The organism is Variovorax sp. MPBD4-3, from assembly GCF_058809745.1.
In genome coordinates, this window is sequence record NZ_JBXASW010000035.1 from 1 (window position 1) to 14,641 (window position 14,641).

At 66.4% G+C, this 14,641-nt stretch carries 12 protein-coding genes; 6 read left to right on the forward strand and 6 right to left on the reverse strand.

All coding sequences use genetic code 11. The annotated features are described in order from the left end of the window. The coding region (locus tag AC1RVW_RS19410) for a penicillin-binding transpeptidase domain-containing protein (protein WP_493201861.1) at positions 1–877 on the forward strand (877 nt) is incomplete at its 5' end. Between the two features lie 94 nt (positions 878–971). On the opposite strand, the gene AC1RVW_RS19415 is transcribed toward AC1RVW_RS19410, so the two are convergent. The 6 genes from AC1RVW_RS19415 to AC1RVW_RS19440 all read right to left on the reverse strand — a co-directional run bounded on the left by AC1RVW_RS19415 (position 972) and on the right by AC1RVW_RS19440 (position 10,026). Further along, positions 972–2,189, reverse strand: a complete 1,218-nt coding sequence (locus tag AC1RVW_RS19415) for an acetate/propionate family kinase (protein WP_493201863.1) — start codon at positions 2,187–2,189, stop codon at positions 972–974. Between the two features lie 78 nt (positions 2,190–2,267). Beyond that, on the reverse strand, positions 2,268–4,649 hold the full coding sequence (locus AC1RVW_RS19420; protein WP_493201865.1) for a DNA polymerase II: 2,382 nt from the start codon (positions 4,647–4,649) through the stop codon (positions 2,268–2,270). Between the two features lie 132 nt (positions 4,650–4,781). After that, positions 4,782–5,912: a 2-aminoethylphosphonate--pyruvate transaminase gene (locus tag AC1RVW_RS19425; protein WP_493201867.1), complete on the reverse strand. Its 1,131-nt coding sequence runs from the start codon at positions 5,910–5,912 to the stop codon at positions 4,782–4,784. Positions 5,913–5,964: 52 nt separating this feature from the next. Then, on the reverse strand, positions 5,965–7,674 hold the full coding sequence (locus tag AC1RVW_RS19430) for a putative 2-aminoethylphosphonate ABC transporter permease subunit (protein WP_493201869.1): 1,710 nt from the start codon (positions 7,672–7,674) through the stop codon (positions 5,965–5,967). A gap of 41 nt (positions 7,675–7,715) precedes the next feature. Continuing rightward, positions 7,716–8,858 carry a putative 2-aminoethylphosphonate ABC transporter ATP-binding protein gene (locus AC1RVW_RS19435; RefSeq protein ID WP_493201871.1) on the reverse strand — a complete coding sequence of 381 codons (1,143 nt, stop codon included), beginning with the start codon at positions 8,856–8,858 and terminating at the stop codon, positions 7,716–7,718. A 127-nt stretch (positions 8,859–8,985) separates the two neighbouring features. Beyond that, a complete protein-coding gene (locus AC1RVW_RS19440; RefSeq protein WP_106937992.1) occupies positions 8,986–10,026 on the reverse strand; it encodes a putative 2-aminoethylphosphonate ABC transporter substrate-binding protein in 1,041 nt (346 codons plus the stop codon). 160 nt (positions 10,027–10,186) lie between these two features. Here AC1RVW_RS19440 and AC1RVW_RS19445 point away from each other — a divergent pair, with 160 nt between their 5' ends. The 5 genes from AC1RVW_RS19445 to AC1RVW_RS19465 are packed head-to-tail and all read left to right on the forward strand — an operon-like array spanning position 10,187 to position 14,625. Next, the gene (locus tag AC1RVW_RS19445) at positions 10,187–10,915 is read left to right on the forward strand and encodes a phosphonate utilization associated transcriptional regulator (RefSeq protein WP_493201874.1); all 729 of its coding nucleotides are present in this window, start codon (positions 10,187–10,189) and stop codon (positions 10,913–10,915) included. Position 10,916: 1 nt separating this feature from the next. Beyond that, positions 10,917–12,143, forward strand: a complete 1,227-nt coding sequence (gene phnA / locus AC1RVW_RS19450) for a phosphonoacetate hydrolase (RefSeq protein WP_493201876.1) — start codon at positions 10,917–10,919, stop codon at positions 12,141–12,143. A 14-nt stretch (positions 12,144–12,157) separates the two neighbouring features. Continuing rightward, on the forward strand, positions 12,158–13,606 hold the full coding sequence (gene phnY / locus AC1RVW_RS19455) for a phosphonoacetaldehyde dehydrogenase (RefSeq protein WP_493201878.1): 1,449 nt from the start codon (positions 12,158–12,160) through the stop codon (positions 13,604–13,606). A gap of 6 nt (positions 13,607–13,612) precedes the next feature. Continuing rightward, entirely contained in the window at positions 13,613–14,179 is a 567-nt protein-coding gene (locus AC1RVW_RS19460) for a phosphonate degradation HD-domain oxygenase (RefSeq protein ID WP_493201880.1), read from the forward strand. After that, positions 14,176–14,625, forward strand: a complete 450-nt coding sequence (locus tag AC1RVW_RS19465) for a GNAT family N-acetyltransferase (RefSeq protein WP_493201881.1) — start codon at positions 14,176–14,178, stop codon at positions 14,623–14,625. Before AC1RVW_RS19460 ends, AC1RVW_RS19465 begins: the two co-directional genes overlap by 4 nt. Positions 14,626–14,641: the final 16 nt, after the last annotated feature.

Genomic DNA, 14,641 nt, shown 5'->3' on the forward strand with positions numbered 1-14,641 from the left:
GGGCGGGGTGGACATGCACCGCGCCATCCAGTTTTCGAGCAACACCTATTTCTACTCGCTGGCCAACGAGATGGGCGTCGACCTGATCCACGAGTTCATGGCGCCACTGGGCTTCGGGCAGTTCACCGGCATCGACCTGCTTGGCGAGTCACGTGGCGTGCTGCCGAGCAAGGCGTGGAAGCGTGCCGCTTATCGGCGCCCCGACATGAAGACCTGGCACGCCGGCGAAACCATCTCGCTGGGCATCGGACAGGGCTACAACAGCTTCACGATGCTGCAGCTCGCATCCGCCAACGCCACGCTGGCAAACGGTGGCATGCACTATCGGCCGCACCTGGTGCGCGCCATCAAGGACACCGTCACCGAAGAGGTGGTGGAGCAGGTGCAGCCGCAGGCGCGGGATCTGGGCTACGCGCAAAAGCATGTCGAAGTGGTGCGCAATGCGATGGTTGCCGTCACGAAGGGCGGCACGGGCACCCGCGTGTTCGCCGGGGCCGCCTACACCTCGGCCGGCAAGACGGGCACGGCGCAGGCGGTCGGCCTCGGGCCGAAGGCGCGCGCCAGCGGCAAGGCACTCGAAGAACGACAACGCGATCACGCGCTCTACATGGCCTTTGCGCCAGCGGAGGCGCCGACCATTGCGGTGGCGGCCATCGTCGAGAACGCAGGCTTCGGTGCGGCCCACGCCGCACCCATCGTGCGCCGGGTGTTCGACTACTGGATTTCCGGGCAATACCCGAACGAGGCCGACATGGCCGCGGTCCGGATCGGGAAGGCCGCGGCGCCGATCGGCAAGCCTCTGTCGGCGAGCGAGATGCAGGCTCTCGAGGATCTGGCGGAGGCAGAAGAAGGCGGCGAGGAACCCTCGGCGCTCTGAGACCGCCCAGGGCGTCTTCGCGCGCCAGCGAGCGGACACCGATTCCCTGGTGGCGCATTGTGGAGGCCGATCCGCGCGAGGCTCGCGGAGCCGATCATTCCGGCGTTTCGCCCTTCGGCGGGCAGCCTGCGAACACGCGGGCGGCGGTCAGCCTCGCGACCATCCACTCCTCGTTCGTCCGGATGACACGCACGGTGACGCGGCTGCGGGCAACGGAAATCACGTCGGCATTGGCGGCGTTGCACGACGCATCGAGGCGCACGCCGAGAAACTCGAGCCCCTCGCAGATGCGCGCCCGCACCGCCGCGCAGTTCTCGCCGATGCCGCCTGAGAACACCAGCGTGTCGAGCCCGCCCAGCGCAGCCGCGTAGGCGCCGACCCACTTCTTCGCCTGGTAGCAGAACAAGGCCACCGCATCCGCGGCCCTTTCATCGACCGCTTCGCGCGCAAGCAGGTCGCGAATGTCGGAGCTGGTCTCCGAGACGCCGAGCAGCCCCGATGCATCCTTGGTCATGGCGTCGAACTGCACGGGCGTCATGTGCTCGGTTCTTTCAAGATAGAGCGCCAGACCGGGATCGATGTCGCCGGAGCGCGTGCCCATGGGCATGCCGCTGGCGGGCGTGAAGCCCATGCTGGTGTCGATGCCCGTGCCGTCCTTCACCGCCGCCAGACTGGCCCCGCTGCCCAAGTGCGCGAGAACCACCCGCCCCTTCGCGGCAGCCGGACCAGCAGCGCGCGCCAGCGCCAGCATCAGATAGGCGTACGACAAGCCATGAAAACCGTAGCGGCGCACGCCCTTCTCGCCCAGGCGCCGGGGAATGGCCAGCATCCTGGCCACGAGCGGCATGTGGCTGTGGAAGGCCGTTTCGAAGCAGGCGACATGCGGCAGTGACGGCACATGCTTGCGCACGGCCTCGATCAACTCGATCTCGTCCGGCAGGTGGTCGGGGTCGACCCACTGGATGCGGCGCAGGTCATCCAGCAGGTCGGGCGTGACAAGTTCGGGGTCGGTGTGGCCCATGCCGTGCACCAGGCGGTAGCCGACGGCGGCGAGCGTGTCGAAAACCTTGCGCGCGCTCAGCCAGTCGAGCACGGCCTTGGTGGCCGAGCTGTAGTCCCTGACGGCCCTGAGCGCAACTTCGTGCGCCACGCCGTCCGCCCCCGCGAAGCGCAGGGTGGAGCCGCCCACGCCGATGCGGTCCAGCTTGCCCTGAAGCTGGCACGCCGGCCTCCCGCCCATCCGGTACACACCGAACCGGATGCTGGAGGAGCCACCGTTCAAGGCCAGGATGAGAGGGCGCGCGGGCTTCATGAGTGGCCGCAGTTTCTGGTCCCCGGCAAAAGTCCGTCTGTGCGGTAGCGAACATTCGCGACCACATGCACCTAGTCGTCAGAACAAGCCCTGCTGCAGGCTCGTCAGGGCCGCGAAGCTGTCGCCCAAAGGCTGCAGGATGGCGTCGGCGATCGGCTGGAGCTGCTTGCTCAGGTAGTGCTCGTAGTCGATGCGGGAATGGCGCGTTTCCAGCGGCTCCGGCCCGTTGCGGGTCATGACATAGCGGATCCAGCCGCCGTTCTGATACTGCCTGGGCCTTCCGATGCGGGCGTTGTATTCGTCCGCTGTGCGAGCGGCGCGAACCTGCGGCGGCACGTTGACCTGATAGGCGTCGAGGCGATGGCGCAGGCGCTTCCTGTAGATGAGAAGGTCGTCCTTCTCGCCGGCGAGCATCGACTGCGCATAGGCGGTCACGAACGCCTTGTAGGGCTCGCCCTGGAAGATGCGCGACAGCAGGCCCTCCTGGAACTGGCGCGCCAGCGGCGTCCAGTCGCTGCGGGCCATCTCCAGCCCGCGGTAGACCATTTCCTCCTTGCCGTCGGCGTCCACGCCGAGGCCGGCATAACGCTTCTTGCTGCCCACCTCCGAGCCGCGAATGGTGGGCATGAAGAACTTCCGGTAGTGGGTGTCGAATTCGATTTCGAGGAAGTTCTCCAGCCCCTGCCCCTCGCGAAGCGTGCGCGTCCACCATTCGTTGATGTCGCGCGCCAGGCCCGCCGCGACCGCATGCGCTTCCTCGTTGCTGTGGGTGCGCCTGAGCCAGATGAAGATGGAATCGGTGTCGCCGTAGATGGCCTCGTAGCCCCGGCGCTCCACGAAGTCGCGCGTGAGCTTCATCATCTCGTGGCCGCGCAGGGTGACGGCGGAAACGAGCTGGGGATTGAAGAAGCGGCAGTCGGCCGCGCCGAGCACACCGGCGAAGGAGTTCATGAGCAGCTTCAGCGCCTGGGACAGCGGCTCGTTCCTCGCGCGCTTGGCCTCGTCGCGCGCACGCCAGAGCGTGGTCACGATTTCCGGCAGGCAGTGCCTCTCACGCGAGAAGGCGGTCCCCTGCGGACCCTTGACGACCATCGCCGGGTCGCCGGCATTGGCGCCTTCCACGAGCCCCACCGGATCGACCAGGAAGGTCCGGATGATCGAGGGGTAGAGGCTCTTGTAGTCCAGGACCACGACGGAGTCGTAGAACCCGGGCTTGGAGTCCATCACGTAGCCACCGGGGAAAGCCTTGCTCGGGATCTCGCCCACGTTCGGTGCCACATAGCCCAGGCGATGCATCCTTGGAAGGTAATGGTGGCTGAACGCGGCAATGGAGCCGCCGAAGTGATCGGCCTGCAGGCCCGTGGTGTGCGCCCGCTCCATCACGAACTGCAGCAGCTTCGCCTTGTCGAAGATGCGCAGCACCAGCTCGCAGTCCCGGATGTTGTAGCGCGCGAGCGCGGGCTTGTCTTGCCGATAGCGCCGCTCGATCTCCGCCATCTTGTCGTATTCGTCGCCGATGGCCTTGCCCTCCCCCAGCATCGCCTGCGAGACGCTCTCGAGGCTGAAGGACGGAAAGCTCCACATCGCCGCCTTCAGCGCGTCGATGCCATCGATGATCACCCGCCCGGGCGTGGGCGCGAACAGGTAGCCCTGCTTGCCCGGATGGGTGCGCCAGTCGATGGGCCGACGCTCCCGCCCCAGCAGGAGCTGCGTCCCGCAGTCGTTGGCGGTCTTCTGGAGCACCCGCAGGTCGAACTGAATGACGTTCCAGCCGATCACGACGTCCGGGTCGTTGCGCTCGAGCCATTCATTGAACTTCTCCAGCATGGCCTTGCGGGTCGGGCAATAGACAAGCGCGAAGTCCATGGGCTCACCCGACGGCTGCTGCTGCGGCGGCGGCTCGCCCAGCATGAAGACCACGCGCTCCTGCGTGCCGTCCAGCGCGATGGAATAGAGCGCCTCGTCCTGGCTCGTCTCGATGTCCAGCGACACCATCTTCAGCATCGGCCGGAATTCAGGCGCGGGCTTGAGCCTGCCGTCGTAAATGGTGGCGCGGTCTGCCCGGCCCTCCTCCACCAGGACGCCGGCGGTGATGAACCGCTCCATCAGGTAGCGGTCGTGCGGGCGCACGTCGGCTTCGAACACCCGCACGCCCTGCGCCTGCAGGGCGCGCGCCATGCGGCCCAACTGGCGGAAGTGCTTCGCATAGACGCCGAATACGGGGTTCCGATCGAAGGTCTTCAGCTCCAGTTCACGCAGCTGCAGTCCCGGCAAGGCCGCAAGCTGCGCTTCCACCGCGGCCCTGTGCCGCGTCTCGACGAACGCGACCGAGGTCTGGGAGGTCAGGACCACTTTCCTCGGTCCTGCATCCGTTGCCAGCCAGTACTCGATCTCCGTGCCGCCCGGGGTGTCTCGCCAGTGGCGGGTGAGGATGAAGCCCGTGAGTCCGGTGGACGCCACGGGGGTCAGGGGTATCGGGTGAGTCGGGTGGATCGGAACGGCAGGCTTGGGCACGCCCGATTCTCCCCGGTCCCGGCCCGCCGCGCGAAGCGGTCGTGCAACGCGTCGCCGCGCTGCGCGGCGTCTGCTCGCTCACGCCGCCACCACGCCCTCGCCTTGCCGGATGCCCATCGCCTTGAGCGTCTGCCCGATCGCTTCCACCGCACCCGGAATGCCCGCTTCGCCGAAGTGGCCCATGCAGCCGACGCGGAAGGTCTCGACCTGGGTCAGCTTGCCCGGGTAGAGGATGTAGCCGCGCTTCTTCACCTCCTGGTAGAAGGTCTTGAAGTCGTAGTTCGCGTCGTCGGGCGCATGGAACGTGACGATGATCGGCGCCTGGATCGATTGATCGAGAAAACTGCGCAGCCCGAGCGCGGCCAGGCCGTCGACCAGCGCCTTGCAATTTCGCGCGTAGCGCCCGCCCCGGGCCGCGAGGCCGCCCTCCTCGATGTACTGCGCGATCGCTTCGTCGAGCGCGGCGACCACGTGCGTGGGCGGCGTGAAGCGCCACTGCGTGGTCTTCTCCATGTACACCCACTGGTCGTACAGGTCCATGCTCAGCGAGTGGCAGTTGCCTTCGCACTTCTCGAGCGTGCTGCGCCTGACGACCACGAAGCCCATGCCCGGAACACCTTCCAGGCACTTGCCGGAGGCCGCGATCACCGCATCGAAAGGCGTCTTGCGCGCATCGATCTCGATGGCACCGAAGGAGCTCATGGCGTCGATGATCAGGCCGCACCCATGCCTGGCCGCCACGAGCGCGATTTCATGCAGCGGATTGAGCACGCCGGCCCCTGTCTCGCAGTGCACCACCGCCACGTGCGTGATGCTCGGGTCGGCGGCAAGGGCGCGCTCCACGTCGTCGGGCTGCACCTGCCGGTCCTCGGTGTAGTCGATGGTCGTGACCTTGCGCCCGAGCACCCGGCAGATCCGGGCAAGGCGCTGGCAGTAGGCGCCGTTGCTCGGAACCAGCACATGCCCATCGCGCGGCACCAGCGTGCCGACGGCCGCCTCGACCGAGAAGGTGCCGCTGCCCTGCATCGGAACGCATTCGTGCGTGCCCTTGCCGTGCACGATGTCGAGCACTCGCTCGCGGATGCGCGCGGTGATCTTGTTGAAGTCGCTGTCCCACGATCCCCAGTCGCGCAGCATGGCGTTGCGGGTGCGGTCCGAGGTGGTGAGCGGGCCCGGCGTGAGAAGGATGGGGCTGGTGGTCGAACTCATCGTGATATCTCCGTACAGGTAAAGAGCGGGAAGGTCGAGGGGGAACGCGATCTCAGGTGCGCCCCAGAAGGCGCCAGGCCTGCGTGCGCGTCAGCAGCACGCGCGTGAGCAGCGAATAGACGATGCACACGACGACGGAGGTGACGACGATCAGGCTGGCCAGGGCGGCCGCGGGGCCGATGTCCCCCGCGTCGTCCATGTGCATGATCGCGACCGAAGCCAAGATGGTGTCGGGCGTGTAGAGGAAGATGGCGCAAGACAGGCTCGCCATCGACACCACGAAGAAGTAGCGCCCGATGTCCAGGATCGCGGGCAGGCACACCGGCACCGTCACGCGGAAGAAGGTCTTGATGAACGGGACCTTGAGCGAGGCCGACACGGCCTCGAATTCGTTGTCGATCTGCTTGAGCGCGGTAACGGCCGTGAGATGGCTCGAGGTGTAGTAGTGCACGATCATCGAGACGACCAGGATCGTCATCGTCTGATAGAGAAAGCCCAGCGGGTTGGCCGGATGGTTGAAGAACATCACATAGCCCAGGCCGAGCACCAGCCCCGGCACCGCCATCGACAGCACCGCCATCATGTGCATCGTGGGCCGCATCATTCCCAGATTGCGCGTCTTCTCGATCAGATAGGCCCCCACGAAAACGATGAAGGAACCGGCCACGGCCGTGAGCGCGGCGACGGCGAGGCTGTTGGTGTAGGCGGCCGCCATGTCGCTTTCGAGCAGCGCGAAGCGATAGTGCTTCAGCGTGAAAGAAAGGTCGTAGGGCCAGAGCGTGATCAGGGAGGTGTAGACCGCCATGCCGATGATCGCCAGCAACAGCGCGCATACCGTCGCGCAGAACATGAGCAGCAGCGTGTCGGCCACCTTGCGCGGTTTCGGGCTGTAGGGCACCGAGCGGGCAGTGAGCTGTGCCTTGAGCTTGCGGCGCACCACGTAGTCGATCACGAAGGAGACGATTGAAGGCACCAGCAGCAGCATCCCGACCACCGCGCCGATCGAGAAGTTGTGCTGACCCACCACCTGCTTGAACACGTCGACCGACAGCACGTTGAAATTGCCGCCGATCACCTTGGGCGCGCCAAAGTCGCTCACCACGTAGGTAAAGACCACCGTCGACGCGCTGATCAGGCCGTACTTGCAGGAAGGCAGCGTGATCGTCATGAACTGGCGCATCGGCCTGGTGCGCAGCGCCTTGGCCGCCTCGTACAGCCGACCGTCGGTGAGCGACATGGCGGTCACGAGGATCATCAGCGCGTGCGGAAAGGTGTTGTAGACCTCGGACAGGATGATGCCGGGCGCCCCGTAGATCGAGACGCCGCCGAGCAGGAACTTGAGCGCGCCCTGATTGCCGAACCACTGCACGAACGAGATGGCCGACAGCAGCGACGGCGCCAGCAGCGGGATGAGCGCGATCAGCCGGAAAACGGCCTTGAGCCCGGCCGGCATGCAGCTGCGCGTGAGCGCGTAGGCAAATACGAAGGCCGCGGGCACCGAGATCGCGACGACCGCGGCCGCGACCCACACCGAGTTCCAGACCGCGCGCAGCAGGCTGGGCGTCTGGAAGTAGGTGATGAAATGCGCGAGGCCGACGAAGCGGCCGTCCTTGTCCTGCACCGCGTGCGCCAGGATGGTCACCAGCGGCGCGACCAGGAACACGAACAGCATGGCCATCACCGCAAGCAGCACGCCGCGCGCGATGATCTCGTCACGGCTCCAGCGCATGCCGGTGCGGCGGTAGGCTGCGGGCGGTGTCATGGCGGGCGCGCCGGGCGCGGGGGGAGTGTGCGCCAGCGTGTTCATGCGACCGTCCGGGCGGCCGGTGCCGCGAAGGCGCGGATGCGGTTGGCCCGCAGCGCGATCTCGATGGTGTTGCCCTCGCGGATGTCGAGGTCGTGCAGCTGGTTGAGCGAAAAGTGCAGCCCCAGCGTCTGGCCGTGCAGCGCCTGCGCCGTGACTTCCGCGATGCACAGGCCGCCCAGGAACTCGACCTTGCTCACCAGCACGCTCATGCGGTTGGCGGTGTCCTCTCGCAGGTTCTCCGCCATGCGGTCCTCGGGCCTCAGATAGAGGTTGACCGCGTCGCCCGGCGCGAAGGCACCGTCGCAGGCATCGCACTGCAGCTCCAGGTCGCCGACCTTGAAGCGCTGCTGGCCCAGCGCCACCGCGCGCAGCACGTTGACCTTGCCCACGAAGTCGGCCACGAAGGGCGTGGCCGGCTGCTCGTAGATTTCCATCGGCGTGCCGACCTGCTCGATCACGCCGTGGTTCATGACCACGATGCGGTCGGCCATCGAGAGCGCCTCTTCCTGGTCGTGCGTGACCATGATGGTGGTGATCCCCACCTGCTTCTGCAGCCGGCGGATCTCGCCACGCAGGCGGATGCGTTCCAGCGCGTCGAGCGCCGACAGCGGCTCGTCCAGCAGCAGCAGACCCGGCCGCGTGGCCAGCGCGCGCGCCAGGGCCACGCGCTGCTGCTGGCCGCCCGAGAGCTGGCTGGGGTACTTTTGCGCGGAGGTCGGCAAGCCGACCAGCGTGAGCAATTCACTGACGCGCGCCTTGATCTGTGCTCTGCGCGCGCGCGAATTGACCAGCCCGTAGCCCACGTTGTCGGCGATCGTGAGGTTGGGAAAGAGGGCGTAAGACTGGAACACGATGCCGTAGTCGCGCCGCTCGGGCGGCAGCCACGAGACGTCTTTGCCGTTCTGCAGGATCTGCCCCGAGGTCTGCTTCTCCAGCCCCGCGATGATCCGCAGCAGCGTGGTCTTGCCGCAGCCCGAGGGCCCGAGAAAGCACAGCATCTCGCCCGGGTTCACGCGCAGGTGGATGTCGCGCAGCGCGCTGAAGGACTCGAAGTCCTTGCGAACGCCCGCGATCTCCAGCGCGGCGCAAGCGCCCGCGGGCACCGGGCTGGCAATGAACTTGGTATCGGTCATATCCATTTTTCGCACTCGTCGTTGGCGTACGCCGCAGGGATGGGCGCCGCGGGTTGTGAGAAGGGCTGCGGGTGTCGCCCCGGCAGGGGGCTGGTGAAGCGACAGAAGATGCGCGCAGCCCCGGGGGCGGGCCCTATTTCGGTTCGGCCTTGCCTTCGTAGCGCTTGCTCCACTCCGCGAGGATTCGCTCGCGGTTCTTGGCCGCCCAGTTCAGGTCGTTCCTGGCCAGCAGCTTCTCGTAGTTGTCGGGAATGCCTTCGAGCTTCGATGCGACGCCGGGGTAGGCCACCACCGCCCACCATGTGGAGGTGATCTGGTTGGCCTCCTTGCTGGCCATCCAGTCGGCGAAGCGCTTGGCCTGGTCCATCTTCTTGCTCGTCTTCATGATGCTGGTAGCCTCGATGTCCCAGCCCAGACCCTCCTTCGGGAAAATCAGGTCCACGGGCGCACCGGACTTCTTGACCTGGTGCGCACGGAATTCGAACGAGATGCCGATGGGAAACTCACCCGCGCCCGCCTGTTTGCAGGGCTTGGAGCCCGAGTGCACGTACTGGGCGATGTTCTGGTGCAGCGCGTCCATGTACTTCCAGCCCTCGGCATCGCCCATGTTCTGCAGCCAAGAGGACACGTCGAGGTAGCCGGTGCCGCTGGAGGCGGGGTGGGGCATGGTGATGGCGCCCTTGTAGACGGGCTTGGCCAAGTCCTGCCAGCTCTCGGGCTTGGGCAGGCCCAGCTTCTTGGCCTCCACGCGGTTGAAGCAGATGGTGGCGGCCCACACGTCCATGCCGACCCAGGACGGCGGGCGGGCGCTGTCCGAGTACGCGGGATTGAGCGCATTGAAGCCCTTGGGCTCATAGGCCTGGAGCATGCCCTCCTGGGCCAGCAGCGCGAGGCTGCTGGCGGCCAGGCCGGCGACCACGTCGGCCTGCGGGTTGGCCTTTTCGGCCAGCAGCTTGGCAGTGACGATGCCGGTGGAATCGCGCACCCATTTCACCTCGATGTCGGGATTGGCTTTTTCGAAGGCGTCCTTGTAGAGCTTCATCGCGTCGGTTTCGAGCGCCGTGTAGACCAGGAGCGAGGTCTTTTGCGCCCATGCGGCGCCGCTGGCCGCAAGGCCTAGCGCCGCCGCACACAGAACCGCCGTGAGACGGCGCGTGCTTTGTTTCATCGTCATCTGTTTCTCCTGAGGGCTTGCTGTCACTGGAAGAGGTGAGTGAGTGGCGGGCTCCGGCAAGGGCTGTACCAAGCGCCGGTGGGCAAAATGTAGATTGGTGATTGAAGACTGTCAATAAAAAATTGTTGACAGTTTTCAATCCATCGGGAAAATACGCCCCATGGTCACCAGCAATCACTCCGCCGCCCTCGCCTTCCTCCAGTCCAGCTCGCTGCCGATGCTGATGCAGGAGGAGATCGAGCGTTTGATCATGACGGGCGAGCTCCCCGTCGGCAGCCGCATCAACGAAAGCGAGCTCTCGCAGCGCTTCAATACCAGCCGCGGCCCCATCCGCGAAGCGCTGCGCGCGCTGGAAGAAGCCGGCCTGGTGCGCAACGAAAAGAACCGCGGCGTCTTCGTGCGCGAGATCGCATTCGAGGAAGCCGACGAAATCTATGAATTGCGCGAGGCCCTGGAAGAAGTCATCGGCCGGCGCGTGGCGCTCGCCATCAAGCCCGATGGCATCGAGCGGCTGCGCGCCATGCTCGACGCGATGCGCTCGGCCGCCCAGGCGCAGGACGTGGAGCAGTACGCGCAGCTCAACCTGCAGTTCCACGAGATCCTGCTCGACACCGCGGGCAGCAAGAAGCTGACCGAAACCTACAAGCGCCTGGTCAAGGAACTCCACCTTTTCAGAATGCGCGCGCTCGACAGCGGCGGCGGCCTGCGCGTCTCGGCCGACGAGCATCGCGCCATCGTCGACGCCATTGCCAGCGGCAACCCCGACGTCGCCGGACAGGCGCTGCGCCAGCACGTCGCCGGCAGCCGCGCACGCATGCACAAGGCCTTCGGCCGCGCCGATCCCGCTCCCATTGCAGCCCCGAACAACCCACCCCAAAAGGAAGTCTGAAATGACACAGGAGACACTCGAAGTCAACGCCCGCAGCTACCGCTGGATGTCGCGCCCGGTCGTCGTGGTGTGCGTGGACGGCTGCGAGCCGGCGTACCTGGACGCAGCCATCGCCGCAGGCGTGGCCCCGTATTTCGACCGCATGAGGAAGTCCGGTGCCGACCTGCTGGCCGACTGCGTGGTGCCCTCGTTCACCAACCCGAACAACCTGTCCATCGTGACCGGCGCGCCGCCGGCGGTGCACGGCATCTGCGGCAACTACTTCTTCGACCGCGAACTCGGCCAGGAAGTCATGATGAATGACCCCAAGTACCTGCGCGCGGGCACCGTGCTCGCCGCCTTTGCCGACGCAGGCGCCAAGGTCGCCGTGGTCACCGCCAAGGATAAGCTGCGCAAGCTCCTGGGCCACCGCATGAAGGGCATCTGCTTTTCCTCCGAGAAGTCCGACCAGGTCACGATGGAGGAGAACGGCATCGACAACGTGCTCGACATGGTCGGCATGCCCGTGCCCTCGGTCTACAGCGCCGAACTGTCGGAGTTCGTGTTCGCCGCCGGCGTGAAGCTGATGGCGTCGCGCCGCCCCGACCTGATGTACCTGTCGACCACCGACTACGTGCAGCACAAGGCCGCTCCGGGCAGTCCGGCGGCCAATGCCTTCTACGCCATGATGGACGGCTACCTGTCGCAGCTCGATGCAATGGGCGCCACCATCGTGGTCACCGCCGACCACGGCATGAACGACAAGCACGACGCGCAAGGCGCGCCCAAGGTCATCTACCTGCAGGACGTGCTCGACGGCTGGTACGGCCAGGACGAGGCAAGGGTCATCCTGCCGATCACCGACCCCTACGTGGTGCACCACGGTGCGCTCGGCTCCTTCGCCACCGTGTACGTGCCTGCGCAGGCAAGCGTGCCCGGCTGGATCGAGCGCATCAAGGGCATTCCCGGCATGGAGCTGGTGCTCTCGCGCAAGGAAGCCGCCGAGCGATTCGAGCTGCCGCCGGACCGCATCGGCGACATCGTGGTCGTCAGCGAGCAAAGCACGGTCATCGGCACCTCGGCCAGCCGGCACGACCTGTCGGCCCTCGAAGTGCCGCTGCGCTCGCACGGCGGCGTCTCGGAGCAGCGCGTGCCGCTGATCTGCAACCGACCGGTCACCGGGATCGCCGCCGGGCGCCGGATGCGCAACTTCGACGCGCTCGACCTCGCCTTGAACCACGCTCAGTAACTGCGGAGAACCTCATGAGCCAAGCCATGCTGAAGCCAGGCACCATCCACAAGGAAGCGCTGCGCATCGCCGGGGAAAAGGTCTATCGCGATTGCACGATCGAAGTCACCTACCCCTACACCGGCGAAGTGATCGCCACCGTGCCCAAGGCCTCGCTCGAGGACCTGCGGGTGGCCTACAAGATCGCGCGCGACTACAAGCCCACCCTCACGCGCTACGAGCGCTACAAGATCCTGATGCGCGCGGGGGAGATCATCGCCTCGCGCCTGGATGAGATCTCGCGCGTCATCACCATGGAGTCAGGCCTGTGCCGCAAGGACTCGCTGTACGAGGTGGGACGTGCCTCCGATGTGCTGCTGTTCGCGGCCAACCAGGCCCTGGTGGACGACGGCCAGGTGTTCTCCTGCGACCTCACACACCACGGCAAGAGCCGCAAGGTCTACACGCTGCGTGAGCCGCTGCAGGGCGCGATCACCGCCATCACGCCGTTCAACCATCCGTTGAACCAGGTGATCCACAAGGTGGCGCCGTCCGTCGCTACCAACAACCGCATGGTGCTCAAGCCCAGCGAGAAGACCCCGCTCACCGCCTTCATCCTGGCCGACATCCTGTACGAGGCGGGACTGCCGCCGCAGATGCTGTCGGTGATCACCGGCGACCCGCGCGAGATCGCCGACGAGATGCTCACGAGCGCCGACGTCGACCTCGTCACCTTCACCGGCGGCGTGGCCATCGGCAAGTACATCGCGGGCAAGGCGGTCTACAAGCGGCAGATCCTGGAGCTGGGCGGCAACGATCCGATCATCGTGATGGAAGACGCCGACATCGAGGAGGCCACGACGCTGGCGGCCAGCGGCTCCTACAAGAATTCGGGCCAGCGCTGCACAGCCATCAAGCGCATGCTGGTGCACGAGGCGGTGGCCGACCGGTTCGTCGAACTGCTGGTGGCCAAGACCAGGGCCCTGAAGTACGGCGACCCGATGGATCCGGCCACCGACATGGGCACGGTGATCGACGAGGCGGCGGCGATCCAGTTCGAGTCGGTGGTCAACGAGGCCATCAAGGCGGGCGCGAGGCTGCTGTGCGGCAACGAGCGCCGCGGCGCGCTCTACTCGCCCACGGTGCTCGACCATGTGGACCCGCAGATGACGGTGGCCAAGCACGAGACCTTCGGGCCGGTGTCGCCGGTGATCCGGTTCAAGAACATCGAGGAGGCGATCCGCATCTCCAACGGCACGGCCTACGGCCTGTCCTCGGCGGTGTGCACCAACCGCATGGACTACATCACGCGCTTCATCCGCGAGCTGAACGTGGGCAGCGTCAATGTGCGCGAGGTGCCGGGCTACCGGCTGGAGCTCACACCCTTCGGCGGCATCAAGGACTCGGGCCTGGGCTACAAGGAAGGCGTCCTCGAGGCCATGAAGAGCTTCACCAACTGCAAGACCTATTCGCTGCCCTGGTAGACCACGATGAGCCTGAGCATTCCCGACATCGTCGGCCTGTTCGAAAGCAAGGGCGGCGCGCAGTACGACGGCGAGCCGGTCACGCAACTGGAGCATGCGCTGCAGTCGGCGCACCTGGCTGAGCAGGCGGGCGCCGGCAGCGAGCTGATCGCTGCCTCGCTGCTGCATGACCTGGGGCATCTGCTGCACGACTTCGGCGGCACGCCGACGCAGCAGGGACTGGACGACCTGCACCAGTACCGCTGCCTGCCATTTCTTCGCGCGTTGTTCGGCCCGGCCACGCTGGAGCCGATCCGCCTGCATGTGGATGCCAAGCGCTTCCTCTGCGCCAGGGAGCCCGGCTACCTCGAAGCGCTGTCGCCCGATTCGAAACGCAGCCTGCAGTTGCAGGGCGGCGTGTTCGACTCGGCGCAAGCCAGCGCTTTCGAGGCCCTGCCGCATGCAATGGATGCGGTCCGCCTCCGGCGCTGGGACGACCAGGCCAAGTGCGCCGATGCGAGGACACCAGACCTGGCGTACTACGCGCGTCACCTGGCGATCGCGTCCAAACACGTTGCCGCGGCACAGGCATGAGCGCGGCGCCAACGGTCGCCCTGACCAGGCGCCGGGCCACGACGCAGGACATTCCCTTTTTGCTCGCGCTGCGGCAGCAGACGATGAACGGCCACGTCATTGCTTCCGGTGCCGAGGTCAGCGACGCGCATCACATGGCGCGGCTGATGCATCGCTTCGAGTGCGCCGAGGTCTTGCTGCACGCGGGGATGCCGGTCGGCCTGCTCAAGGTGTCGCGCGATCCGCATGAGTGGGTCGTCATCCAGATCCAGCTGGCGCCCGTCTGCCAGGGTGGCGGCATCGGCACCGGGCCGCTGGCAGAGGTCGTCCACCAGGCCGCAAGCGCCGGCGTCGACCTCACGCTCAGCGTGCTGAAGGCGAATCCCGCGAAGTCGCTCTACGAGCGCTTCGGGTTCGTCGTCGAGCGCGAGTCCGAGTTTTCCTACGAAATGCGGCGCAAGCCCTGACAACCTGCGAGGCCGA